The sequence below is a fragment of the Dyella solisilvae genome (assembly GCF_003351225.1).
Taxonomy (GTDB): domain Bacteria; phylum Pseudomonadota; class Gammaproteobacteria; order Xanthomonadales; family Rhodanobacteraceae; genus Dyella; species Dyella solisilvae.
Map to the genome: position 1 here is coordinate 441,456 of NZ_QQSY01000003.1, position 24,290 is coordinate 465,745.

Here is a 24,290-nt window from a genome sequence, read left to right on the forward strand (position 1 = left end):
CAGACTGGCGCCGAGGTTTCGAGGAGAGGGGCGCCTTCAAGGCGCCCTCGTTTGTTATGACACGTCGTTCAATTACTGGGCCGTGCTGCCCGAAACCGGATGCTGTGCCTTGAACTGCTGCCACTGCTGGCGGCGGGCCTGGTTCTCGGCCTTGATCTGGGCCAGCGTCGACTGCTGGGCCGGCGTCAGCAAGGAGTAGATCTGGGCGCGAATGGCGGCGCGCTGCTGCACGCGAGCCTGCGCGGCGGCGCCTTCCGCCTGGGCGAGGCTGGCCGCGGCGGCCTGGTAACCGGCCGAGTTCGGGGTCATCGCGGCGAACGCTTCGCGCTGCTGGCGCAGGGCTTCGCGCTGCGGCTTGTTGGCGGTGCGGGCGTTCTGGATGATCTGCTTGATGTTGGCCTTCTGGGCATCGGTCAGGTTGAGCTTGCTGGCCGCCTCGAAGAGGGCGCCATGGCCGTGGCCATGGCCGTGCCAGCCGCCGTCCTGAGCGACGGCCATCGCGACGGGAGCGAGAGCCATGGCGGACGCCAGGGCCAGGGCGAGGGTAACGTTCTTGCGCATGGGGGAGATCCTATTGTCGTTGGAATGGACAACTGCAGTGGTCACGGTCTATTTGACGACATCCCCATGTGTATGTTCTTTGCCAAAAGGTAAAGAAGGGTAAAGCCGTTGGAGTTCACCGGGCGGCGCGGCTTGAATTCCCCCGGGAGTTACTGAAAACCATGCCAAGAATCCTCATCGTCGACGACGACCGCGCTCTGGCCGCCCTGCTGGCCGAATACCTGCAACGCGAAGGCTTCGCGGTCGATGTCGCCCATGACAGCGACACCGGGCTGGCCCACCTGCACAATCCTGCGATGCGGCCAGACCTGCTGATCCTCGACGTGATGATGCCCGGGCGCGACGGCCTGGACACGCTGCGCGAGCTGCGGCTCAAGCACCGTCTGCCGGTGATCATGCTGTCGGCCAAGGGTGAACCGGTGGACCGCGTGATCGGTCTGGAGCTGGGCGCCGACGACTACCTCACCAAGCCGTGTCTGCCTCGCGAGCTGCTGGCGCGCGTGCGTGCGCAATTGCGGCGGTCCACGCCGGTAGCGGCCGGGGCGATGCAAGTGGGCAACCTGCGGCTGGAGCCGGGGGAGCGTCGCGCCTACGTGGATGAGCAGGAGCTGAGCCTGACCGGCGCCGAATTCCAGCTGCTGCTCGCACTGGCCCAGCGCACCGGCGAGCTGGTGGACAAGGCCACGCTGACGCGCATGGCGTTGGGTCGTGAGCTGGAGCGCTTCGACCGCAGCATCGACGTGCACGTAAGCCGCCTGCGCCACAAGCTGGCCGATGCATCGGGCCAGTCGCCGCGCATCGAATCGGTACGCGGCGCGGGCTACAGCCTGGTGGCGGGCAGCGCATGAGTCCGTTCAAGAGTTCGCTGTACTGGCGCCTCCTGCTCAGCTTCTGCGCGGCCAACCTGCTGGCTCTGATGCTCGGCGGCTTCCTGACGCAAAGCTTCATCGAATTCAGCACGGCGGTGGAAATCAATTGGTCCGTGCTGGCGCAGGGGGCGGACAAGGCTTACGAGGGCGGCGGATCCACTGCGCTGGCGGATTGGTCGGCCCAACAGCGGCGCGAAGGCATCGAGGCCACCCTGTTCGAGAATGGCCAGGAACTGGCGCCGATCCGCATGCCGAGCGTGATGCGCGAATCCTTGCCGACCTGGCTGGGCGAGCAGCGCGACCTGGTGCTGCAGCCCTGGCCGAACCTTTACGTCGCCGTGCAGCAGGTGCATGGCGCGGACGGCAAGACGCGCCAGTTGGTGGCGCTGAGTCGCACGCATTCGAGACTGCGTCCACGGACGCGGCAGAGCATTTTCCTGGCCATCCAGGGCGTGCTGTCGCTGCTGTTCATTGGCCTGGTGGGCTGGTGGGTGGCGCGGCGCGTGGCCAAGCCGGTGGAAGCGATCCGCCGGGCGACGCGGCGCATGGCCTCGGGCGAATTGTCCGCGCGCGTTGAAGGGCAGGGCCGGGACGCCCAGGACGAGCTGGCCCACCTCGCGCGCGATTTCGATGCGATGGCCGAGCGCATCGAGGCGCTGGTCGCGCATGACCGCAGCGTGCTGCAGGACCTGTCGCACGAACTGCGTTCGCCGTTGGCGCGCCTGCACCTGATCCTCGACCTGGCGCGACGCAGCCGCGACCGCGAAGAAGCAGCGCGCTATTTCGAGCAGGCCGAGCAGGAGATCAGTCGAATGGACGGCCTGACCGGCGAGATGCTGGCGCTGTCGCGCCTGGAGGGTGGCATCCCCGGCGAGAGCCGCGGCCCGGTCGATGTGTCCGCACTGCTGCGCGAATGCGTGCGGCGCGCCGGCGTGGAGGCGACGGCGCGCGGCATCACGCTTGCCGCCGACGCGCCGGCGCCAGCCGTCGTCTCTGGCAGCGAGCTGCTGCTGGAGCGTGCGTTGGACAACCTGATTGCGAACGCGATCAAGTTCAGCCCGGAGGGCGGTCGTGTGGAGCTCAGCGCGCGGTCCGGCGCAACCGAGGTCGATCTGGCCATTCGCGACCACGGCCCCGGCGTGCCTGCTGGCGAGCTGGACTCGCTGTTCCGTCCGCTGTTCCGCGGCAGCAATGCCGCACGCGCGGGCGGCCATGGACTGGGGCTGGCCATCGTGCAGCGGGTGGTGCAGGCCCATGGCGGTGAAGTGCGCGCCAGCAATGCCGAGGGTGGTGGCTTGGTGGTGCAGCTGGCTTTGCCGCTTGCTTCCGCAGTGTCGGCGTAAGAGCCGAATCATGCAGGTGGGTCGGGAGTGGCGCAGCGGTCCACTTCCGACGCGGTCCGCTTCAAGCTCGTCATTCCTGCGCAGGCAGGAATCCAGTGACTTTTATGCAGTGAGGAGCAAAGTCACTGGGTGACCAGCTTCGCTGTTGTAAAGCGCCTCCCGCTTTCGCGGGAATGACGACCAGGGCATCCGGTCTTCTCGTGTGTCTGGAAGATTGTGGCGGTTTCCCCGGCTACGAAAACACAGACGCATTTGCGACACTCGCCTCTTTGGGCAACGGGATGCCAATGCGTTCCAACGCGATCGCCGCGGTAGGCTTGGCGCTGTGCGCAGCGCTGTTCTTCACCATGACCTACGTGCTGAACCGCAGCCTGGTGGCCGGTGGCGGCCACTGGGCGTGGGCGGTGATCCTGCGTTACCTGATCACCCTGCCGTTGCTCGCCATCGCGCTTCCCTGGCAGGGCGGCCTCGGCGAGCTGCCCACGGAACTGCGCAACCACCCGCGCGTGTGGCTCAAGTGGAGCGCGGTGGGCTTCGTCTTGTTCGGCCTGCCGCTGACCTGGGCCGCCAACAGTGGCCCCTCCTGGCTGGTGGCGGGAAGCTTCCAGACCACCGTGCTGGCGGGTCCTTTGCTGTCTCCCTTCATCTATCGCGACGATCGTCGCCGCCTGCCATGGCGCAGCGTGGTGATCGGCATGCTGATCGTGGCCGGCGTATTCGCGCTGCAATGGGGGCATGCGCAGGGACGCCTGCGCACCAGCGACTGGCTGGCGATGGCGGCGGTGGTTTTCTCCGCCTTCGCCTATCCGCTCGGCAACCGCATGCTTCTGCTGCATCTGGAAGGGAGTGGCACGCGCATCGGCGCCACCCAGCGCGTGTTCGGCATGACCTTGTGCAGCTGGCCATTGTGGCTGCTGCTGGCCGCGATCACCTGGACCATCGTCGGTCCGCCGGGCTGGCGTGAAATCCTGCTCGCGGGCGGCGTCGCGTTGTCGTCGGGTGTGATCGCCACCGTGCTGTTCTTCCGCGCCACCGACATGGTGCGCAGCGAACCAACCGCACTTGCCGCAGTGGAGGCGATGCAGGCGGCGGAGCTGTTGTTCGCCACCGTGATCGGCGCGAGCTTCCTCGGCGAGGCCTGGCCCAGCGGCTACTCCGCCATCGGCGCCGGGATGATCGTGGTCGGCATCGCGCTGTTCGGGTGGATCAGTGGGCGGTCCGCGGCAGGGCATGTCGAGGAGTTGCGCACCTTGCGCACGGATCGGGGAGCCTGATGGCCATCACCAGGTGACCTGCGCCGCTGCCGGGTCCATCTGGAACTTCCCAGTTGCCGGAAACCGGGTTACACACCGGCGCTGTGACCCGAAAGCTGAGTCACGGATGGAAGATGGACGCTGGACAGGGATGGTGGCGAGGCGCAGTCGGTGGAAGGTTTCCAGGCGGCGATGTTCAAACCCGGTAAGGCCATTTCGGTGGAGCTGGGCAATGGGCTGGTTGATGGTGGTGGAGTGACGAGTATGAGAGAGGCTTTGGTGTTGTGCCTGCTGGCGCTGTCGACGCTTCTGAGCGCGGGCGCGTCGGCCACACCGCAGGCGGATGTCGCTGGCGAACACGCCATCGCTATCTCGCATCTGGCTCTGGACGCCAAGGCGTTCGCCCCGGAGCAGATCAAGCTGACGATCTATCTGCCGCCTGGGTATGCGGAGGAGGCGGCGCATGGCCGGCGCTATCCCGTGTTGTATGCGAATGACGGCCAGGACATGGAAGCGGTGGGGCTGACGCAGACGCTTTCCTCGCTGTACGCGAAGCAGGCGATCGAGCCGGTGATCGTGGTAGCGATCGACATGCTTGCCGATCGCGCCTCCGGCTACGGCCTGTCCGACCGCGCGCGCCGACGCAGCGTGGTGGGCGGATCGCGGATTGGTCTGATCGGCAGCCGCGCCTACGAGTATTCCGAATGGGTGGCGACGCAACTCGTGCCCTATGTCGATGCCCATTACCGCACGCAGGCTACGCCGCGCGGACGTACCGCACTGGGCTGGTCGCTGGGCGGACTCAATGCGTTCAACCTGGGCTGGCAGTATCCGGAGGTGTTTGGCCAGGTTGCCGCGTTTTCGCCGTCATTCTGGCTGGCGGCGGACCGCAGCAGCGCGGAGGCGGTGGAAGACACGCGGCTGGCGCAGGCCATGCTTGCCCACTCGACGCCGCGACAGGGATTGCGCTTCTGGTTCGCCATTGGCGCACGCGAGGAAACCAACGACCGCAATGGCAACGGCATCATCGACGCGGTGGAGGATCTCGAGGATCTGGTCCAGGGCTTCCGCGCGCCGGATGGCACGCAACGGCCCGGCCTGCGCGACCTTGGCTATCGCGTGGACATGGACTACGCCGCGCATCCCTCGTGCAGCGACGACGTCGCGTTTTACCTGTTGCCCGATGGCGAGCACAACCAGGCAACGTGGAAGCGCGTGCTTCCCGTGTTCCTGGGCTGGGCCTACGGCGCCGACGGCCGCTAGGCCGTCGCCATGCTGAGCCTGCCGATTTTCAACAGGCCCGGACTGAATTCGAGATCAGCGGGCAGCACCGTCTTCGGGTTGGGCGTGGGTTCGGGCAAGGACATGGCCATGCTGGCCTGCAGTGGCATGTGGCCGGACTCGTCCAGGCCCAGTCGTGCGCGCGCCTGCTGCAAGCGGATGCCCAGGTCGTCGTGGTCGGGGGCATCGGCGCTGGCGGCGAGGGTGACTTCATGCATGCCGTGCATGGGCGCCGCGAGCAGGGCGATCTCGGTGGCGACGCTGGGCTTGCGGCCGGCGCGGCGCAGGTCATCCAGGCACTCGTGCGCCAGCGCAAGCAGATCGATGTCCGGCAGCGGCGTGTGCTGGCGCGAGCGCGTCACGATGGGCAGGCGCAAGGCGTGCGGCGGTTCGGTCACCGCCTCGTCGAACCCGCGGTAGACCAGTTCGCTGCAGACCACCTGGTTCGGATCGTTGTCGATCACCAGGTCCAGCGCCATGCGCAGCACGCGCCTGAGGTCGCGGCTGCCGGGAATCTTGTTGCGCACGGCGCACACCAGTCCGAGCGTGAAAAGCGACGTCATCGGGTAGGGGCGGCCGACGTAGGGCATCAGCGCATTGCGCAGCAGCGCGACTCTTGCATCACGGTCATGCCCTTCCAGGCAGCTGGGCCGGAACACGTCGATGTAGTGGAAGTTCGCGACCATGCCGGGGCGATCAGCCAGCGCGGCGAGCCTTACGCCGCTGGCGGCCGCCTCGATCAGTTGTTCGCCGTCCATCACCACGGCGGTGTGGCTGTAAGCGCTGTCGCCCACCCAGGCGATCAGGCGGGACAGTTCACCGCATCCCATGTGCAGCAGGACGTCGCCTGCCTCCAGGTCCTGCCAACGTAACGCGCGAAATGTATCCACGAAGGTCCTTGTGGTCAGCTGCCGGTGGCGGCGATCGGGTCGTGCGAGACGATGCGGTTACGGCCGTCGGTCTTGGCGCGATAGAGCGCGCCGTCGGCACGCGCGATGAGATCGTCGGCGGTGTCGGCAAGGCCTTCCAGGCAGGCGACGCCCACGCTCACCGTGGTTTGCAGCGTGCTGCCGCGGGTATGCACGTGCAGGGCCTCGATGCGATGGCGGACGCGCTCGCCGATCGCCATGGCGTTGTCGTGGCTGGCGCCGGGCAGGCCGATCACGAATTCCTCGCCGCCATAGCGGCCCAGCCAGTCCCCGGGGCGCAGCTCGTCGCCAATCGCCTCGGCCACCGCGCGCAGGCAGGCATCGCCGGCCGGGTGGCCGTAGCGGTCGTTGATCGACTTGAAGTGGTCCATGTCCAGGAACAGCAGCGCCAGCGGCTCCTTTTGCAGGCGCGCCTCGGTGATCGCGGCATGCAGGCGGCGCACCAGGGCGCGACGGTTGAGTACGCCGGTGAGTGCATCGTGATCGGCCAGATGATGCGCCATGTCGCGCTCGCGTCGCGCGCGCAGCGACAGGTCCGCCAGGCCGATGGTGACCACGATGCTGGAGAACGCCATGGTGAAGGGATAGCCGTATTCCAGCCAGGCGGGCTGGTCCAGCGCCAGCAGCACCTGCGTCGTCCGAACAATTGTCAAGGCGACCTGAGGCATCCACGCCACCAGGAAGAAGCGCGCCTGCCGTCCGCCCCGTATCACGGCGAGAATCACCACGCCCAGCGACCACGTCGACGAGACGATGAACCACAGGTTGAACGAGCTGGCCAGCGCATGCGTGCGGATGGCGAACGGCAGGCACAGCAGCGGCGCGGCGACCACAAACGGCCAGCGCATCCATCCCAGTACGCGCGCGCCGAACGGCGTGATCTGGCGCAGATCGCAGAACTCGATGATGAAAGACATCGACAGCGGCGCGCTCAGCGCGGCGAACAGCCACGGCGCATGCGTATCCAGCGGCGCCAGCAGCCTGCCGCCGGGCAGCTCGTAGAGTTCGCCGCTCATCAGCATCTGGTACATCAGCTGGAACGCGGCATAGCCGATGAAGTAGGTCAGCACGCGGTCGCGCAGCACCACCCAGAGGCAGAGCGCGGCAAGGATCATGGTGAACTGCACGCTGGCGAACAGCGTGGTCAGCCGGACGTGATTCAGATCCGATGCCTGGTAGCGGGCCAGGTCGGTGATGTTGGCCTTGATCTGCCGCGTGAAGCTGTCCGACGCGACCTGCACGTAGATGGGTTGCCCGGCGCGAAGGTCGTGTGGCAGCTCCACCGCCAGATGGTGGCGGGTGAATCGTGGCGCCTGCTCGGTCTGGGCAAACCACAGCTCGTGCGGCTGGTAATCCGGAGGCGCGTAGACGGTGATGCGGATGTAGGTCGCGCCACTGAAGTTCAGCACCGGCGAGGTGGGCTGGTTCCAGTCGTGGCTGAGGGTGAGCCGGTACCAGCGCTGCTGCTCGACGGCATTGGGCGTGTAAGGCCTGCCGGAGGAGACAAAGGCGGCATCCAGCGCGCCATGGATTACCTGCGCGGACGTAGGCGCCGGCATGGAGGCGGGCAGGGCGGCGACCTGCAGGTCCGGCCTCGGGGCGCTCAGGGGCGAGGCATGCGCCACCAGCGCGAAGAGCGCGGCGAACATGCATGCGACGAAAACCACTACGGGTTCGCGATACACCTTACATCCCCCTGGTTTTGCCCGGTCCCCAGTTACCGGGCAATGAGTCCGCCAGTCCGTCGGTCGGATCTCAATGTGCCTTATGTATCACGTTTTCGCCCGCCGCCGGAATGCGCGAACTCTTGCGAACGGGCCGGCGAAACCTTGCCAAACAGGTGTTTGAGTGACGCCGGTCGATCGCCGCAGCCGCAAGTCCTATGCTTGCAGCGTGTAAAGCTCGCAGGCGGTTGTGGCATGGCAAGTCAGGATGGCGTGGACGCGGTGTCTCAAGCGGGGCATCGGCCTGGTGGACAGGAACTTGAGCCGGCTGAGTACATCCGTCATGGCACGGCGGTGTTCCGCCGGACCAATTGGGCCCTGTTCGCCGCCGGCCTGGCGACCTTCGGCCTGCTGTACTGCATCCAGCCGCTGATGCCGGAGTTCAGCCGCGACTATGGCGTGAGCGCGGCCACCGCTTCGCTGTCGTTGTCGCTCACCACCGGCGTGCTGGCGTTCGCGATGCTGTTCGCCGGTGGCGTATCCGATGCATGGGGGCGCAAGTCGGTGATGACGGCTTCGCTGGTGTCCTCAGCGGTGCTCGTGCTGCTGACCGCCATGGTGCCGGACTGGCACATGCTGCTGATCCTGCGCGCCTTGCTTGGCCTGACCCTCAGCGGCTTGCCCGCGGTGGCCATGACCTATCTCAGCGAGGAGATGCACCCCGAGTCGATCGGCCTGGGCATGGGGCTGTACATCAGCGGCAACGCCATCGGTGGCATGGGCGGGCGCCTGGTCGCCGGCGTGATGGCAGACTTCGTGAGCTGGCGCTGGGGCGTGGCCACGGTTGGCCTGATCGGGCTGGTGTCGGGGCTGGCGTTCTGGCGGATGCTGCCACCGTCGCGCCACCACGTGCACCATCCGCTGCATCTCGGAGCGCTGCTTCGGCGTTTCGCGCTGACGTTCCGTGACCCCGGCCTGCCATGGCTGTTCGCCGAGGGCTTCCTGCTGCTTGGCGCGTTCGTCACCGTCTACAACTACATCGGCTACCGCCTGCTGGCCCCGCCCTACAACCTCGGCCAGGCGGTGGTCGGCGCGATCTTCAGCGTCTACCTGATCGGCACCTTCAGTTCAGCGTGGATGGGGCACCTGGCCGGACGGCTGGGGCGGCGCAAGGTGTTGTGGACGGCGTTCGTGCTGATGCTGGCCGGCGTGGGCCTCACCATGGCGCGGCCCCTGCCGGTGATCGTGCTGGGCATCGTGGCGGTCACGTTCGGCTTCTTCGGCGGCCACTCCATCGCCAGCAGCTGGGTGGGCCGGCGCGCGGGCAACGCCAAGGCGCAGGCGTCGTCGATGTACCTGTTCTCGTATTACATGGGATCGAGCGTGGCGGGCGCCAGCGGTGGCCTGTTCTATGCCTCGCACGGCTGGAACGGTGTGGCGTTGTTCGTCGCGGCGCTGGTGCTGGCGGGCTTGCTGATCGCATGGCGCCTGTATCGCTTGCCGCCGCTGCCGGGTCCGCCGTCGCCGGGCACCGAGCCCCCGATTCCGCAATAAGGGCGCTGCCCGCCGATTACCCTTGTTGGTTGCAGGAGCGCGCAGGCGCGCTCCTGCCGTGGGCGTGAGGCCTTTACTGCGCCTCGGGCCTGAGCATGTCCTTCACTGCCTGGTAGTCGCCGTCATTGGCGGCAGCCGGAAGGCCAAGCAGGTGGGCCATCAGCGGGTAGACGTCCACGTTCGGGAACGACGGCGCCGTGACGCCCTGGCGGAACGCCGGACCGTGGGCGACAAACAGCGCCTGCATCTGCGGCGCCTCGTTGTCGTAACCATGCTCGCCAAGGCTCAGCTTGCCGTTCTTCTTGGCCACATGCGAGGTGGTGGTGATGCGCCAACCCACATCGGCCAGGCACAACAGCTGCGGCACGCGCGGGTTGCTGCCGTAGGCGAGGCGCGCCGGGACGCGCGACTTGTCCCAGCAGGTCATGTGCTTCTGCGGCTTCTCCAGTTGGGCTTCGATCTTCGCGAAATCGTGGCCGGGTGTGGGATTGAGGCCGGCGAGCACGCCAAGGCTCACCACGTCCACGCGATTGAGCAGGATCAGCTTGTCGAGCATCACGCTGTGATCCGCCGGCACCGACGCCATGCCGTGGTCGGCCAGCACGATCACGTTGATGCGATCGAGCAGCCCGCGTTGCTTCAGGCCCTGCAACAGCCGCGCCATCGCGGCGTCGGTATCGCGCAGCGCCTGGTCGACCTGCGGCGTGTCCGGGCCGTAGGTGTGGCCGGCGTGGTCGACGTCATCGAAATACAGGGTGAAGAAGGAGGCGCGCTCGCTGGCGGGGAGATCCAGCCACGCGAGCACCTGGTCCACGCGCTGCGCCGGCGTCACGCTGCCGTCGTAGGGCTTCCAGAATTCGGGGTGGCTGCCATGGATGTTCGCCTCCGAGCCGGGCCAGAACATGGTCGCGCTCCGGAGCCCATGTTGCCGGGCGGTTTCCCACAACGGCGTGCCTTGGTCCCACCAGCGCCCATCGCTGACCGCATCGCGGTTGCCGAGCGTGAAATTGCCGAGCACCGGGTCGACCATCGTGTTGTTGACGATGCCGTGGTGATCCGGACGCAAGCCGGTGACGATGGTGTAGTGATTCGGAAACGTCAGGGACGGAAACGACGGCTGCATGCCGGTCGCATGCACACCGTCCTTGGCCAGTTGCTCCAGGGTGGGGCTGAGTCCGCGGGCGAAGTAGTCGCTGCGGTAGCCATCGATCGAAATCAGCAGCAACGGGGTGGGCGCAGCATTCGAGCTGGATGTACTGAACGAGGATACCGAGGCCGGTGTTGGTGCGGGTTGGGTGGCGCATCCGGCGCCAAGCGCGATCAGCGAACCAAGCAACAGGCGAAACGGTATTTTCATGTACGGTCCAGTACTATAATTCGAATCCCCCATCATCGCCCATCGAGATGACCATTTCACGTCCTTTATGCTGCGCGAGGGCCCTCGCCCTGGTCGTGATGCTCGGCGTGAGGGGGACGGCGCTGGCGCAACAGGCGATCGCCACTGAGCAGCCCGCGGCGGTGGCGGCGAATGCTTCGTCCGGCACGGTCGCATCTCCGCTAGATGCACAGCGCACCTCGGGCGAGCAAACGCGGCCGCCGACATCGCGGACTGCGATGGCCGAGCACCCGCACGCAGCGAACTCGACGATCGAGCCCGGGCACGCCGGTGATCGCTATAAATCCAACCCGCACGCGTTGCTGGATCCCTACCAGCAGGCGGTGACGCCGCCGGTCGAGGGTGGGCGTTAGAACGTGCCCGTCATGCGGCGCTTATCGCCGCGCCCGGACATGACTCGAGCAGCGATGACATCGCCGCGTGCGACGCGCCCACGCAGGTGCCGGTGACCGGTCATTTCGCCAATGCGTTGGCGCCAAACAGGTCGCCGTGCGCGATGCGGTCTTCCAGGGACAGCAGGTAGCGCTTGGTCGGCAGGCCACCACCGAATCCGGTCAGACTGCCGTCCGCGCCGATCACGCGGTGGCACGGCAGAACGATCGGCAACGGGTTGCGGCCGTTCGCGGCGCCCACGGCGCGCATGGCCAGGGGCTGTCCGATGCGGCGCGCAAGTTCGCCGTAGCTGATCGTGCCGCCGTAAGGAATGCGCGCCAGTTCCCACCACACGGCCAACTGGAACGGCGTGCCTTGCGGATGCAAGGCCAGATCGAACTGCTGGCGCGTGCCCGCGAAATATTCCTCCAGCTGTCGCCGTGCTGCCGCCAACGATTCGGGCGCGCGCAGCCAGTGCGGCTGCGCGGCCTTGCGGTGGCTGCCTCGCTCGAACCAGATTTCGCGCAACCCCATCTCGTCAGCGACCAGCCGCAACATGCCGACCGGGCTCGGCATCTCGTCGTACCAGAGGGCGTGTGTGCCGGACATCAGGCGGCCCGCCGGGCTTTGCCGGGTTTGGCGGCGGCCAGAGCCGCATCGCTGGCGCTGCGCCACAGGTGCATCACGGCGTAGGCCCGCCATGGCCGCCACGCCTCGGCAAGCGTGGTCAATGCCTTCGTGCTCAGCGCTGGCGCATCGCCGGCCGCCATGCGGCGCAGGATCAGGTCGGCGGCGGGAAACGCATCCGGATGGCTCAGCGCACGCATCGCCATATAGTGCGCCGTCCATTCGCCGATACCCGGCAGCTCAACCCAGTGCGCGACGAATTCATCGAGCGGCTGCTCGCTATGAAACGCGATGCGGCCATCCAGCAGCGCCCGCGCCACGCCACGCACGGTGGCCGCGCGCGCGGCGGTGAGGCCGACCTCGCGCAGATCCACGTCCACCAAAATCTCCGGGCCGGGAAACAGCCGCTCCAGCCCGGGCGGCGAGCCGGCCACCGGCGTGCCGTAGCGATGCACGATGCGCGTGGCGAGCGTGCGTGCGGCCGCGACACTGACCTGCTGGCCGAGAATCGCGCGTACCGCGATCTCGAATCCGTCCCAGCCACCCGGAAGGCGAAGGCCCGGGCGCTTGCGAAGTAGCGGGCGCAGCACGGAACTTTCGCGCAATGCGTCACCGACGGACTGCGGGCACGCATCCAGGTCGAACATGCGGCGCAGCCTCGCCACGACGCCAAGCATCTGCGCCGGCTGCGGGCAATGCAGTTGCAACTGCAGCGCGTGTTCTTCGCCGGGCCATGCGCTGAGGCGCAGCCAGCCCGGAGCGTCGGCCGGGCCGAACACGCGCGCATAGCTGTGCTCGTCGACCTGTTCCACGCCCGGCAGCGCGCGACCTCGCAGGAACGTGAGGATCGCATCGAAATCGTAGGGAGGCCGATAACCCAGCCGCAGCGTGATCGCATCGTCCGTGGCCGCTTTCGGAAGGCGCCGCAATTCGCGCGGTGGAATGCGGTTCGCCTGCAGGAACGCGGCGTTGAAGCGGCGCAGGCTGCGAAAGCCGGACGCCATCGCCACCTCGGTGACGGGCATCGACGTTTCCGTCAACAGCTGCTTCGCAAACAGCAGGCGGCGCGTCGTGTGCACGTCGATCGGTGGGGCGCCGAGCCGCTCCACAAACAGCCGGCGCAACTGCCGGGCGCCGAGTCCGACGCGCGCAGCCATCGCATCCATCGACAACTCGTCCATAGCGCCGCTTTCCATCAGCTTCAGCGCGCGGGCGATGACGTGATCACCACGCTGCCACGCGTCGTTGCCGGGAGACAGCTCCGGCCGGCAGCGCAGGCAAGGGCGGAACCCGGCCGCCTCGGCGGCGGCCGCGCTCGCGTAATAGCGCACGTTCTGAGGTTTCGGCGCTGGCGCCGGACACACCGGGCGGCAATAGATCCGCGTGCTGGTGACGGCCGTGAAAAACAATCCGTCGAAGCGGGCATCGCGGCTCAGGCGCGCCTGTTCGCAAACGCGTGCGTCGGGGAGTGGGTCATGGGTGGTGGCCATGTACGAAGGCTAGCACCACCGCACGGCGCCGACTCGCCGTTTTCGGACATCAATGATCGACCCGTCAGCAGGGTCTCATTTGATGGGAGCCATCAGGTGCTGATAGGGCGTGCCGGCCCACATCACGTACGGTGCACTGGTGTCCGGATTCGGGTCCTTCGGATAGATGTCGTAGAACGCCGCGTCGGCGCCGACCACCATCACGTGCGGGCCGGTCTTGATCCAGTGGTTGCCCGGCGTCGGTCCTGCCGCGTACGGATCAGTGTTGCTCGCATCCGTGCCGCCTTCCAGCATGTACATCAGGCCAATCTTTCCGACCGGCGGTGGCTTGTGCGACATCCACGCATTCGCCCATTCCATCGCGTTCTTGTCCAAACACATGGGATCAGGTCCCGGCGTGGCGGGATTGTCCGGCATGCAGGTGAAGCCATTCGTGCCCTGGCGGAGCGTTCGCATCTTGCCCTGCGCTTCCACCACGACGATCGTCGCGTTCTTCGCCACGCCCGGCGGCGCGGCGCGCATCGCGCTCGCGATCAACTCCTGATCAGACGGGGCGCTCTTGTCGGCGGCGAGGGCCCCTGCCGGCAGGCACATGAATGTGAGCACCAGCAACGAAAGCGGGTATTTCGCGCTCATGGAAGTTCTCCCACAAGTAACCGCGACGGTCACGCCAGGAGTCCCTGCGTCAGTCTGGGTGCGCCAAATCCGGCATTCAATCAGCCAGATGGCCACGGATGGCCGATCAGGTCGGCGCGCCGGGGACCTTTGTGCCCGGGTCTTCTCCCGGATCACATTCGCCCCGATACTCCGGCGGGGATCATCCGGCCTTGGGGGAGGCGCCACATGGGATCACGTCGACATTGGCTGCAGGGTGGGGCGATCGCCCTGTTTGTTGTCTTCGGACTGGTGTTCGCGACATGGCAGACGGGACGCTTTGTGCGACGGATGAACGAGATCACCGTCCAGTCGCGGGCACAGGCGCAGGCAAAGGAACAGCAGGAGTACCGGCTGGCCGGTATCAAGGGGCGGTTGTTCACCCGCGCCGAGGTCTATGCTTTCCTCAAGCTGGCGAAACAGGCCGAGTCGATTGCGGACCCGATGCAACGGTGTCTTGCGTACCCGGATCCGCCGGGCAGTCACTGGTCAAGGGACGCAGTGGTTGCCTATTGCCGCTACCGCACGCAGCCGCTGATGACGTTTTCCGACGTGCAGTCGTTGGTGCAGCACGGGCAGGCAGCGGAGCTCGATCGACGACTGCAAAAGCTGCTTGACGCGAAATCGACCCAGCCTGGGGCCGGGGCATTGCTGGATCGTACCTATGATCAGCTATTCAAGAACGGCAGCCTGGATGCCCGCGCGATCATCGACGCGTGGAAGCGGGATTCGCCGAAAAGTGCGTTTGCATACGCTGCGAGCGGCCAGGTCTATGAGGCCATGGCATATGACGCGCGTGGCAGCGACTACATGCGCAACACGCCGCAGAGCAACATCGCATCGATGGAGCGGTTGCTGGCCATGGCGGATGAGGATCTGCGCAAGGCCATCGAACTGGACCCGCGCGTCACACCCGCCTACGTCACCATGATCAACGTGGGTGGGCTCAGCGCCGGAGAGGCGTATGCGACGCGCGCCGCGAAACAGGGCCTCGCCGTCGATCCGGCGAATTTCCACATCTACGACGCCCTGCTGTGGAAGTTCCAGCCAAAGTGGGGCGGATCACTCGGCGCGATGACGCGCATCGCGCAGGATGCGCAGGCCCATGCGAAGGAGAATCCGCTGTTGATATTGCTGCTTGAGAAGGAACTCGGCTACGAGGCAAATCTGGACGACTGCGATTGCCATACGAAGGAGCAGCTCGGGCTGTATCCCACCGTATTCGACCAAGTGTCGACGGCGCAGCAACTGATGAGTGCCGGCTACGCGTCGGAGTCGAGCCATCACCTCGAGCTTTCTGTCGTGTATTTCTCCGAGGCGCTGCGCTTCTCGCCGGACCTGGATGACGTGCGGCTGCACCGCGCATTCAACCTTAATGAGTTCGACGAATCGCAGTGGGCTGCGCATGAGGGCGACAAGCTGCTCGCTGGCGATCCAAGGAACGAGGCTTATTACAAGGCGCGTGGTTACGCCTACGAATCCTTGAATGACTACGCAAAGGCGGAAAAAGACTATCGCGCCGCCATCGCGCTGGCGCCAAACGACGAGACGGTGTGGAAGCAGCTTGGCTATCTCTACGTCAACATGACCCACGAATGGGACAAAGCGTGGGAGCTGGACAATCACCTGATCGACATGTACCCGAACGAGCCCTATGGCTGGCTGATGCGATCAGAGATCCAGCTGAACCAGCCGCGCGCCGGCCTCAAGGAGACCGTGGACTATTACGCGTCGCACTTCGATACCGATCCAAAGGCGCACAAGACCTTGCTGCGGCTGCAGGCCGCGCTTGCATTGCAATCGAAAGCGGGGAGCAAGGCATCCGAAAAGTAACCCGGTTTGCCGCAGTGCAAGACGTGGGCGACGCCTGAGCTGGCCTATACTCGGCGTTCGATTTGTCGGAGCTCTCGTTCATGAATGCCCCCACCCGTATCGATACCACCCGTACCATCCGCGCGCCGCGCGGCGCTGAGTTGAACTGCAAAAGTTGGCTCACTGAAGCGCCATTCCGCATGCTGCAGAACAACCTGGATCCGGAAGTCGCCGAGAATCCTGCCGAACTCGTCGTCTACGGTGGCATCGGTCGCGCCGCCCGCAATTGGGAGTGTTTCGACGCGATCCTGCGCGCACTGCGCGAGCTCAATGACAACGAAACGCTGTTGATCCAGTCCGGCAAACCCGTGGGCGTGTTTCCCACCCACCCGGACGCGCCGCGCGTGCTGCTGGCGAACTCGAACCTGGTGCCGGCCTGGGCGAACTGGGAGCACTTCAACGAGCTCGATAAGAAGGGCCTGATGATGTACGGCCAGATGACGGCCGGCTCGTGGATCTACATCGGTTCGCAGGGCATCGTGCAGGGCACCTACGAGACGTTCGTGGAGATGGGTCGCCAGCATTACGCCGGCAACCTCAAGGGCAAGTGGATCCTCACCGCCGGCCTCGGCGGCATGGGCGGTGCGCAACCGTTGGCCGCGACCCTGGCCGGCGCCTGCTCGCTGAATATCGAATGCCAGCAGAGGAGCATCGATTTCCGCCTGAAGACGCGTTATGTCGACGAGCAGGCGACCGATCTCGACGATGCGCTCGCGCGCATCGCCAAGTACACCGCCGCCGGCGAGGCGAACTCGATCGCGCTGCTCGGCAATGCCGCCGACGTGCTGCCGGAACTGGTGCGCCGCGGCGTGCGTCCGGATGCGGTCACTGACCAGACCAGCGCGCATGACCCGGTCAACGGCTACCTGCCGGAAGGCTGGACGGTGGAGCAGTGGTTCGAGCGTCGCAAGAGCGACCCGGCAGGCACCGCGAAGGCCGCGAAGCAGTCGATGAAGAAGCACGTTGAAGCCATGCTGGCATTCCACGCGCAGGGCATTCCCACCTTCGACTACGGCAACAACATCCGCCAGATGGCGAAGGACGAAGGCTGCGCGAACGCGTTTGCGTTTCCCGGTTTCGTGCCGGCGTATGTGCGGCCGCTGTTCTGCCGCGGCGTCGGTCCTTTCCGCTGGGTGGCCTTGTCCGGCGATCCGGAAGACATCTACAAGACCGACCAGAAGGTGAAGGAGCTGATCCCCGATGACCCGCACCTGCATCGCTGGCTGGACATGGCCAAGGAGCGCATCAGCTTCCAGGGCCTGCCTGCGCGCATCTGCTGGGTCGGCCTTGGCCTGCGCCACAAGCTCGGCCTCGCATTCAACGAGATGGTGCGCAAGGGTGAGCTGAAGGCGCCGGTGGTGATCGGCCGCGATCACCTCGATTCCGGCTCTGTGGCCAGTCCGAATCGCGAAACCGAAGCGATGCGCGACGGTTCCGACGCGGTCAGCGACTGGCCACTGCTGAATGCAATGTTGAATGTCGCTGGCGGCGCGACCTGGGTGTCGTTGCACCATGGTGGCGGCGTGGGCATGGGTTATTCGCAGCATTCGGGCGTGGTGATCGTGTGCGACGGCAGCGAAGCGGCCGACAAGCGCATCGCGCGCGTGCTGTGGAACGATCCGGGCACGGGCGTGATGCGTCATGCCGATGCCGGCTACGACATCGCCATCGAATGCGCGAAGGAGCAGGGACTGAAGCTGCCGATGCTTTGAGCTACGCCGTACATCTCAAAGTAGGAGCGCACCCCTGCGCACGACCGGGGCATTACGAAGTCACTGACCCTTCGTTCTGTCGCGCCCTGGGTGCGCTCCTGGAGGAGAGACTCTCTCCGTAGAAATACGGTGTTTGCTGCCCGTGAATGGGCGCAAACTAAACAGGCCGGGCAAGTTTCGCAAACGCACCGGCGGGCGCGCAGCGTGGCTCTGCGGCCGGGCTGAGCGGTCGAGGTCTTATGCGGGATGTCGGCCATGGCCTTCGTCGATCCGCTGATCTTCTGTCGCTTCAACCTGGTGCCGGTTGCGTTGTTTGCTCTCGCCGCACCCAGCTATGCGGTTTGCGACAACCATGCGCCTTCTACCGGGCAAGCCGTCACCTGCGACGCCAGCACTCCCAATCCGGATCCACAGGCAGTCGTTGCTGTTTCGGGCGCCACCAACGTTACCGTTCATGTGCTTGCGGGAGCGGAACTCAATGTTTCGGGTGGCAGCACCATTGCCCTGGGCAACCAGAGCAGTGTGCTGAACGAGGGCACGATTACCCAGGCCAGCAGCACTGTCTACGACGCCGTCAATATTGGCGATACCGACAGCGTGACCAACCAGGGACTCATCGAGACCTCGGGATTCCAGTCAGAGGGCATGTTTTCCGCTGGAAGCCACAACCTGTTGGTCAACGACACCGCCGGCAGCATCGTCACCCATGGCAACAACTCCGATGCCATGTTGGTGGATGGCAGTTCACTTCTGCCGGCGACTGGCAACACCTTGCTCAACCGGGGGTTGCTACGCACGTTCGGCAGTGGCTATGGCCTGGAGGCCATCAACGGAAATACCAATATCCTGACCAACATTGGCCAGATCATCACCAGTGGCGCGGGGGCTGTCGGCATCAATGCCACTGGCGACACCAACCAGCTCGGCAACAGCGGTGCGATCAGCACGGGCAATGACAATGCGCCGGGCATGCAGGTCAGTGGCAACGGGAACACGCTCGACAATTCGGGGACGATTGCCACCGCGGGCTCGCTTTCGTTTGGTCTGCGAATCAATAGCGGCAGCAGCAATACGATGACCAATGCCGCCACCGGACGTATCACGACGACGGGTTCTGGCGCAGATGGCGTGCGTATCGAAACAGGTGGCAACCAGCTCGACAATGCCGGGTCGATCAACACGCAGGCCGGCGGCGCCGATGGCGTCCAGATCGACGACGCCGGCGTCACGGTGAATAACACGGGCGCCATCACCACACAGGGGCACGATGCGGACGATGTCTTTTCCCAGGCGGGCCACCATCAGGTGACGAATGCGGGGACGATGATGGCCTCGGGCGACCTGGGCAATGCAATTTACATTGGCAGCGGCGGAAACGTCCTGCGGAATCTGGCGGGCGCCGTGATGATGACGGCGGGCGCAGATGCGCCGGTGATTGATATCGAGAGTGGCTCGGACAACACGATATCGAACGAGGGGCGCATCACGGCGACGGGTCTGGATTCGGCCGGTATCCAGGTCGTGGGTGACCGCAACACGCTGACGAACAGTGGAACCATGATGGTGACGTCGCACGGCCTGGCAGCCACCGGCAATGCCAATGCATTGACCAACCAGGGTCGCATCGACGTAACGGGCGACAATGCGGATGGCATTTACTCCGTCGGCACTGCGCTCGGTCCGGTGGCGAATTCGGGGACGATCATGGCTCATGGCGTCGGTGGCGCGGGCGCGTATTTCGGCAGTGCGATCGCATTCACCAACGCCGCGGGGGCCGAGGTAAGCAGCCAACAGGGCGTGGCAGTCGTTGCCGATGGTGGTGGGACGATCGCCAACGATGGCGTGATCCAGGCGCAAGGTATTGGCGTATCCATCGCTCATGGCGTCGCGTCGGTCACCAACGCCGGCACGATAGCAAGCGTCGGCAGCGCGGCAATCTTCGCGAGCGGTCCCGACGACATCACCGTGAACAACACGGGCAGCCTCAAAGGTGGCGCCGGCACAGCTGTACAGACCGATGCGGGCAATGACACCTTCACCATGACGGCTGGCTCGGTGACGGGAGTGGTCGCGCTCGGCGATGGCGCCAATCATTTCACCCTTTCCGGGGGGCAGCTCAATGGCGGAGTCACCACCGGCGTCGGCGACGATTCCTTCCAGTGGAGCGGTGGCTCCATCGCTGGCCGGGTGGTACTGGGCGGTGGCAATGATGTAGCCACACTCTCGGGGCTTGGCAACGCCAATCTATCCGGCTTGACCCTGCTCGACGGTGGCACGGGCGTGGACGCACTGACGCTGGACCACACGCAGGCAGCGGCCTTGGGGCGATTGACCGGTTGGGAGGTCATCAATCTCACGAACGGCAGCCAGCTCTCGCTCGACAAACAGCCGCTCGTGCTGGGAGACAGCGGTACACGCACGGGCGAACTCGACGTTGACGCCACCAGCGCATTGCTGGCGGGTGGGTTCGGCGATCCATCCATCGTGCCGGCGGTCGCGGGCGCATTTGCCAGCGTGAAAAACGCCGGCACGATCGACCTCACCAATGGCGGGCAAAGTACGTCGGACGTGCTGGAGATCCACGGCAACTACGTTGGCCAGAACGGCCATCTTCTCCTGCAGAGCGTGTTGGGTGGGGACAATTCGCCTGCCGATCGCCTGGTGATCTTCGGTGGCGCAGCCAGTGGCAGTACGGCCATCGCGGTGACGAATCTCGGAGGGGCCGGGGGCCTCACCACGGCTGATGGCATCTTGTTGGTGCAGGCGAGCAACGGCGGAACGACTGCTCCCGGTGCATTCACTCTGGCAGGCGTGGTGGATGCGGGCCCCTATGAGTATCTGCTTTATCGAGGCGGCCTCAGTGCCGGAACAACTGACAACTGGTACCTGCGTTCCATTGCGCCTCCTGCACCGCCACCGTCTCCCCCTCCGACGCCTTCACCTGCGCCGGCGCCGTCTCCCCCTCCGGCGCCATCACCTACGCCGGTACCATTGCCTCCCTCATCCGAAGTGCCTTTGCCAGTACCGTCCGCACCATTCTATAGGCCAGAGGTAGCCGTCTATGCGTCTGTGCCTGAAGTGGTTCGCGGCCTGGTCGTCGACGCACTAGGCACTTTCCATCAGCGTCAGGGGGACCAGCGGCTGTTAACGGAGCAGCAACCGTTTTCGGTCGGCTGGGTACGTGGCCTTGGGACGAACATCGACCAGGCATGGCAGGGTGCATCCTCGCCTTCGTTCCGTGGCGCGGTCAGGGGCTTGCAGGCTGGCATCGACTTCTACGCCGGCGAATCGGGCAGTGGCATGCACGACTACGCCGGCATGTTCCTGGCCTACACGCACGCGAATGGCGATGTGCGTGGTTTTGCTGTTGGGCAGGAAGACGTGCCCGTCGGCAGCCTCTCGCTCCACGGTGATGGAGTCGGCCTGTACTGGACTCGCGTGACGCCTCGCGGGGCGTACCTGGATAGCGTGCTGATGGCCACCAGCATCCGTGCGAGTCCAAGCTCCTATCGCGGGCTCGATTTCGATACCCGCGGCAACTCATGGAGCGCTTCGATCGAAGTCGGCTACCCCTTTGCATGGAGCGATCAGGTCCTGTTCGAACCACAAGCGCAGCTCATCTGGCAGAACCTGTCGCTCGACGGCGGGCGCGACCGTATTTCCAGCATATCTTTCCATGACGACGCCGGGTTCGTAGGGCGCCTCGGGGCACGCTTGAGTACGGTCTTCCATCATGGCGCGGCGACGTGGCTGCCCTATTTGCAGGCGAGCGTGTGGCGCGGCGCGCACGCCGGGGACAATCTCGTGTTTGCGCAGGTGAATGCTGTGGGCACGCACGCCGGCGGGACCACCTCACTCGATCTTGGTGCGGGCATCGCTGGCACTTTGAGCCCTTCGCTGAGCCTGTTTGTCGTTGCTGATCGCCAGGTCGATCTCACCGGTGAGCATCAGCGCCTGTGGCAGGCGAACCTGGGTGTTCGCCTGAGCTGGTGACGACGCGGGATGTGCCCCATCTCGTCCGGGTATGGCCATGTTCTCGCCATCCGTCATGCAAGATACTCAGCAATCTATCCGCTTCGCCCAGGTTTGACTCCATGCAGTCCACCCCATTTCGTTGTCTCTCCATGGCGGTCGCCGCGGCCTTTGCGCTTGCCTGCCAGGCGTCATACCCGGCGTTTGCAAGCGATCAACCTGTCGCGGCCAGCGCCGATGCCCGCCAGCTTCAACGCGCACTGGACGCGCTGGTCCAGCGTGCTCGCCCGGGCGTACTTGGCGTGGCCGTACTCGATCTGCAGAGTGGCGCTTCGGCCGGCGTCCATGCCGACCAGGCGTTCCCGATGATGAGCGTGTTCAAGGCGCCGGTCGCCGCCGCGGTGCTGGCCCGCGTGGACGGTGGCAGCCTGTCGCTCGACCAGCCCGTCGTCATCCATCAGGCGGATGTGCTCAGTGGCTCGGCCGTGCCCTCGATCGGCGCGCACTTCCATGGCGAGCAAATGACATTCACGGTCGGGCAACTTCTGACTGCGGCCGTCAGCCAGAGCGATAACACCGCCGTGGACGCGCTGATCAAGGTAGTCGGCGGCCCGGAGGTGGTGACCGCATTCCTGCGCGCGCATGGCATTGCAGGCATGCGCGTGGACCAGGGCGAGGCGGGCGTGTCGCGCGTGGCGCAGGACCTGCGGCCGGGAGAGTCGGAGCCCGTCGACGAATCCGCGCAGGCGGCGCGGGCGCGACACCTGCGAGGCTATCAGGCGTTCCTCGCTGACCCGCGCAACCGGAGCACGCCGGAGGCGGCCGTGACGTTCCTGCACAAACTCTGGAAGGGGGAGCTGCTGTCGCCGGCTTCCACCCAGCGCCTGCTCAACCTGATGTACGCGCAAACGATCCCGAATCGCTTGCGCGCGGGCTTGCCGGCCAATGTCCGACTGGCGGACAAGAGCGGCACGTCCTGGACCGTGGATGGCCGTATCGCTGCTTACAACGACATCGGCATCCTGAGCTGGCCGGACGGCCACGTCGTGATCGTGGCGGCCTTCCTGTCCGATTCTCCCGCTACACCAGCAGCGCGTGACGCCCTGTTCGCCGGGCTCGCCCGGGATATCGCGGCTGCCGCCCGACGCTAGGGCAACACTGACTGGCCCAGTGGCCTGCCGCAGCCGCCGGGCGCATGATGGCGCCACATCCAACGGGGAGCTGCGACATGCCAGTCGAACTGAAGGTGTTGGGATGGTCGATCGCGCTGGGTCTGGCTTACATGCTGTTTGCCGTCACCCTGGCGGCGCTGCAGCGGGGCCCGATGTGGGCCGCGGGCAATCGGGACGGTAACGTCGCGCCTCTGACAGGCCCGGCGGCCCGGGCTGACCGGGCCAGCCGGAATTTCGGCGAAACCTTTGCCTTGTTCGCCGCCGCCGTGCTCGGGGTGGTGCTGCTGCAACGCACGAACGCCCACAGCGCGCTCGGCGTGCAGCTGTATTTCTGGGCGCGCCTGGTCTATCTGCCGGTGTACACCATCGGCATTCCCTTCCTGCGGACCCTGGTCTGGGCAGTTTCGCTCGTGGGCATCCTGCTCGTGCTATCCGGCCTGTTCTAGGGCCGGATCACCCTCTCCGGGTGAGCCCGCGTTGTCGATCAGCGGCGCCGGCCTGGGCGCCGCTTTGTTGACGGGTGTCGGCTTTCCGGCGTCATCGGCTTGACTCGACGGCCTCGTTCTGGGTCAGTCGATTCCTGCTGTTCATAAATATTGTCACGATTATTCAATGGCTTGCCATGAGTTTGTGAGGTAGGTGGTCAGCGTCGGTGTTCGCAAGGCGCCGGCACATGACCACTATGCGGTTCCGGCGCATCAGCGCCGGACCGCCGGCAAGGGGCCGGCGGTTTTCCTCACTGTTCCTGGAGAACTGCATGAATAATCACTTCGAACGCACCGGCCCGCTGACCGAACTCACCAGCTACCCGCAATGGGCGCAAGACCTGGTGGCGGCCTGCGAACCCGCCCGCCGACGCGTCCGCGATCACCTGATGTGGGACCTGATGGGCACGGGCCGCATCGACCACGCCACCATGCGCAACTTCATGGTGGGCACCTGGTCGCTGATCGAGCGCTTTCCGTCCTTCATGGCCCAGAACCTGCTGAAGACGCAGTACGGGCGCAGCGCCGGCGACAACCTTGCCCGGCGCTGGCTGGTGCGCAACATCCGCGTGGAACAGAACCACGCCGAGTACTGGCTGGACTGGGCCGAGGGCGCCGGCGTGGCGCGCGAGGAGGTGCTCAAGGGCCGCCCGCCGCGCGGGACCCAGGCAGCGGCCGAGTGGTGCCACGAGGTGTGCGGACGGGATACCCTCGCCGCGGGCATCGCAGCCACCAACTACGCAATCGAGGGCGTGACGGGTGATTGGTCGCAGAAGGTCTACGACAGCGTGGCCTATGCGCAGGGCCTGCCGCAGGCGGGACGCAAGGCTACCCTGCGTTGGCTACAGCTGCACGCGGCCTATGACGACACGCATCCATGGGAAGCGCTCGAGATTGTCTGTACCCTGATGGGCAACCATCCGGCGCCGGAAGAGGTTGCGCACCTGCAGGAATGCATCGAGCGCAGTTACGTCAGCCTCCATTACGGGCTGGAGCGTTGCCTCGTTCAAGAAGTCGCCGAGCAGGTCGAAGAACAGGCGGCATGATGGGGAGAGTCCCGTCGTCGACAGTGTGACGGGACGAA

The 24,290-nt window shown here is 65.7% G+C and carries 19 protein-coding genes; 12 read left to right on the top strand and 7 right to left on the bottom strand.

Features of this window, described 5'->3' with window-relative positions; all coding sequences use genetic code 11:
* Positions 1–72: 72 nt before the first annotated feature.
* Complete coding sequence (locus DVT68_RS14125; protein ID WP_114825726.1) at positions 73–561, bottom strand: Spy/CpxP family protein refolding chaperone; 489 nt, start codon at positions 559–561, stop codon at positions 73–75.
* A 161-nt stretch (positions 562–722) separates the two neighbouring features.
* Between DVT68_RS14125 and DVT68_RS14130 the strand changes: the two genes are divergently transcribed.
* The 4 genes from DVT68_RS14130 (at position 723) to DVT68_RS14145 (ending at position 5,289) form a co-directional block, all read left to right on the top strand.
* Entirely contained in the window at positions 723–1,409 is a 687-nt protein-coding gene (locus DVT68_RS14130; protein ID WP_114825727.1) for a response regulator transcription factor, read from the top strand.
* Positions 1,406–2,773 carry a sensor histidine kinase gene (locus tag DVT68_RS14135; protein WP_114825728.1) on the top strand — a complete coding sequence of 456 codons (1,368 nt, stop codon included), beginning with the start codon at positions 1,406–1,408 and terminating at the stop codon, positions 2,771–2,773. Before DVT68_RS14130 ends, DVT68_RS14135 begins: the two co-directional genes overlap by 4 nt.
* Before the next feature lie 287 nt (positions 2,774–3,060).
* Positions 3,061–4,047 (top strand): multidrug resistance efflux transporter family protein, encoded by a 987-nt coding sequence (locus tag DVT68_RS14140; RefSeq protein WP_114825729.1) that lies wholly within the window; start codon positions 3,061–3,063, stop codon positions 4,045–4,047.
* Positions 4,048–4,290: 243 nt separating this feature from the next.
* On the top strand, positions 4,291–5,289 hold the full coding sequence (locus DVT68_RS14145) for an alpha/beta hydrolase (protein WP_114825730.1): 999 nt from the start codon (positions 4,291–4,293) through the stop codon (positions 5,287–5,289).
* Here DVT68_RS14145 and DVT68_RS14150 read toward each other — a convergent pair.
* Entirely contained in the window at positions 5,286–6,197 is a 912-nt protein-coding gene (locus tag DVT68_RS14150; RefSeq protein ID WP_147281738.1) for a hypothetical protein, read from the bottom strand. The genes DVT68_RS14145 and DVT68_RS14150 overlap by 4 nt on opposite strands.
* Positions 6,198–6,211: 14 nt before the next feature.
* Positions 6,212–7,885 carry a GGDEF domain-containing protein gene (locus DVT68_RS14155; RefSeq protein WP_114825732.1) on the bottom strand — a complete coding sequence of 558 codons (1,674 nt, stop codon included), beginning with the start codon at positions 7,883–7,885 and terminating at the stop codon, positions 6,212–6,214.
* A 270-nt stretch (positions 7,886–8,155) separates the two neighbouring features.
* Here DVT68_RS14155 and DVT68_RS14160 point away from each other — a divergent pair, with 270 nt between their 5' ends.
* Positions 8,156–9,454 (top strand): MFS transporter, encoded by a 1,299-nt coding sequence (locus DVT68_RS14160; protein ID WP_114825733.1) that lies wholly within the window; start codon positions 8,156–8,158, stop codon positions 9,452–9,454.
* Positions 9,455–9,527: 73 nt separating this feature from the next.
* Here the strand turns inward: DVT68_RS14160 and DVT68_RS14165 are convergent, their stop codons facing one another.
* On the bottom strand, positions 9,528–10,811 hold the full coding sequence (locus DVT68_RS14165; protein ID WP_114825734.1) for an alkaline phosphatase family protein: 1,284 nt from the start codon (positions 10,809–10,811) through the stop codon (positions 9,528–9,530).
* A gap of 47 nt (positions 10,812–10,858) precedes the next feature.
* Here DVT68_RS14165 and DVT68_RS14170 point away from each other — a divergent pair, with 47 nt between their 5' ends.
* Positions 10,859–11,203, top strand: coding sequence for a hypothetical protein (locus DVT68_RS14170; RefSeq protein ID WP_114825735.1), 345 nt, complete (start codon positions 10,859–10,861; stop codon positions 11,201–11,203).
* A gap of 100 nt (positions 11,204–11,303) precedes the next feature.
* On the opposite strand, the gene DVT68_RS14175 is transcribed toward DVT68_RS14170, so the two are convergent.
* The 3 genes from DVT68_RS14175 to DVT68_RS14185 form a co-directional block, all read right to left on the bottom strand.
* Positions 11,304–11,831, bottom strand: coding sequence for a methylated-DNA--[protein]-cysteine S-methyltransferase (locus DVT68_RS14175; protein ID WP_114825736.1), 528 nt, complete (start codon positions 11,829–11,831; stop codon positions 11,304–11,306).
* Entirely contained in the window at positions 11,831–13,339 is a 1,509-nt protein-coding gene (locus DVT68_RS14180; RefSeq protein WP_114825737.1) for a DNA-3-methyladenine glycosylase 2 family protein, read from the bottom strand. Before DVT68_RS14180 ends, DVT68_RS14175 begins: the two co-directional genes overlap by 1 nt.
* A 75-nt stretch (positions 13,340–13,414) precedes the next feature.
* A complete protein-coding gene (locus tag DVT68_RS14185) occupies positions 13,415–13,975 on the bottom strand; it encodes a hypothetical protein (RefSeq protein WP_114825738.1) in 561 nt (186 codons plus the stop codon).
* Positions 13,976–14,182: 207 nt separating this feature from the next.
* On the opposite strand from DVT68_RS14185, the gene DVT68_RS14190 reads away from it, so the two are divergent.
* The 6 genes from DVT68_RS14190 (at position 14,183) to DVT68_RS14215 (ending at position 24,252) form a co-directional block, all read left to right on the top strand.
* On the top strand, positions 14,183–15,826 hold the full coding sequence (locus DVT68_RS14190; RefSeq protein WP_114825739.1) for a DUF4034 domain-containing protein: 1,644 nt from the start codon (positions 14,183–14,185) through the stop codon (positions 15,824–15,826).
* 80 nt (positions 15,827–15,906) lie between these two features.
* Complete coding sequence (gene hutU, locus DVT68_RS14195) at positions 15,907–17,577, top strand: urocanate hydratase (RefSeq protein ID WP_114825740.1); 1,671 nt, start codon at positions 15,907–15,909, stop codon at positions 17,575–17,577.
* A 255-nt stretch (positions 17,578–17,832) separates the two neighbouring features.
* The gene (locus tag DVT68_RS14200) at positions 17,833–21,570 is read left to right on the top strand and encodes an autotransporter domain-containing protein (protein ID WP_147281739.1); all 3,738 of its coding nucleotides are present in this window, start codon (positions 17,833–17,835) and stop codon (positions 21,568–21,570) included.
* A 101-nt stretch (positions 21,571–21,671) separates the two neighbouring features.
* Positions 21,672–22,700 carry a class A beta-lactamase gene (gene bla / locus DVT68_RS14205; protein ID WP_233523473.1) on the top strand — a complete coding sequence of 343 codons (1,029 nt, stop codon included), beginning with the start codon at positions 21,672–21,674 and terminating at the stop codon, positions 22,698–22,700.
* 77 nt (positions 22,701–22,777) lie between these two features.
* Positions 22,778–23,167: an MAPEG family protein gene (locus DVT68_RS14210; RefSeq protein WP_114825743.1), complete on the top strand. Its 390-nt coding sequence runs from the start codon at positions 22,778–22,780 to the stop codon at positions 23,165–23,167.
* Between the two features lie 311 nt (positions 23,168–23,478).
* Positions 23,479–24,252 carry an iron-containing redox enzyme family protein gene (locus DVT68_RS14215; RefSeq protein WP_114825744.1) on the top strand — a complete coding sequence of 258 codons (774 nt, stop codon included), beginning with the start codon at positions 23,479–23,481 and terminating at the stop codon, positions 24,250–24,252.
* Positions 24,253–24,290: the final 38 nt, after the last annotated feature.

Excerpts from the sequence above, each read along its gene's own strand:
- DVT68_RS14125 (WP_114825726.1), bottom strand. The coding sequence starts at position 561 with ATGCGCAAGAACGTTACCCTCGCCCTGGCCCTGGCGTCCGCCATGGCT.
- DVT68_RS14130 (WP_114825727.1), top strand. The coding sequence starts at position 723 with ATGCCAAGAATCCTCATCGTCGACGACGACCGCGCTCTGGCCGCCCTG.
- DVT68_RS14135 (WP_114825728.1), top strand. The coding sequence starts at position 1,406 with ATGAGTCCGTTCAAGAGTTCGCTGTACTGGCGCCTCCTGCTCAGCTTC.
- DVT68_RS14140 (WP_114825729.1), top strand. The coding sequence starts at position 3,061 with ATGCGTTCCAACGCGATCGCCGCGGTAGGCTTGGCGCTGTGCGCAGCG.
- DVT68_RS14145 (WP_114825730.1), top strand. The coding sequence starts at position 4,291 with ATGAGAGAGGCTTTGGTGTTGTGCCTGCTGGCGCTGTCGACGCTTCTG.
- DVT68_RS14155 (WP_114825732.1), bottom strand. The coding sequence starts at position 7,885 with ATGTTCGCCGCGCTCTTCGCGCTGGTGGCGCATGCCTCGCCCCTGAGC.
- DVT68_RS14160 (WP_114825733.1), top strand. The coding sequence starts at position 8,156 with ATGGCAAGTCAGGATGGCGTGGACGCGGTGTCTCAAGCGGGGCATCGG.
- DVT68_RS14165 (WP_114825734.1), bottom strand. The coding sequence starts at position 10,811 with ATGAAAATACCGTTTCGCCTGTTGCTTGGTTCGCTGATCGCGCTTGGC.
- DVT68_RS14170 (WP_114825735.1), top strand. The coding sequence starts at position 10,859 with ATGACCATTTCACGTCCTTTATGCTGCGCGAGGGCCCTCGCCCTGGTC.
- DVT68_RS14175 (WP_114825736.1), bottom strand. The coding sequence starts at position 11,831 with ATGTCCGGCACACACGCCCTCTGGTACGACGAGATGCCGAGCCCGGTC.
- DVT68_RS14180 (WP_114825737.1), bottom strand. The coding sequence starts at position 13,339 with ATGGCCACCACCCATGACCCACTCCCCGACGCACGCGTTTGCGAACAG.
- DVT68_RS14185 (WP_114825738.1), bottom strand. The coding sequence starts at position 13,975 with ATGAGCGCGAAATACCCGCTTTCGTTGCTGGTGCTCACATTCATGTGC.
- DVT68_RS14190 (WP_114825739.1), top strand. The coding sequence starts at position 14,183 with ATGGGATCACGTCGACATTGGCTGCAGGGTGGGGCGATCGCCCTGTTT.
- hutU (WP_114825740.1), top strand. The coding sequence starts at position 15,907 with ATGAATGCCCCCACCCGTATCGATACCACCCGTACCATCCGCGCGCCG.
- DVT68_RS14200 (WP_147281739.1), top strand. The coding sequence starts at position 17,833 with ATGGCCTTCGTCGATCCGCTGATCTTCTGTCGCTTCAACCTGGTGCCG.
- bla (WP_233523473.1), top strand. The coding sequence starts at position 21,672 with ATGCAGTCCACCCCATTTCGTTGTCTCTCCATGGCGGTCGCCGCGGCC.
- DVT68_RS14210 (WP_114825743.1), top strand. The coding sequence starts at position 22,778 with ATGCCAGTCGAACTGAAGGTGTTGGGATGGTCGATCGCGCTGGGTCTG.
- DVT68_RS14215 (WP_114825744.1), top strand. The coding sequence starts at position 23,479 with ATGAATAATCACTTCGAACGCACCGGCCCGCTGACCGAACTCACCAGC.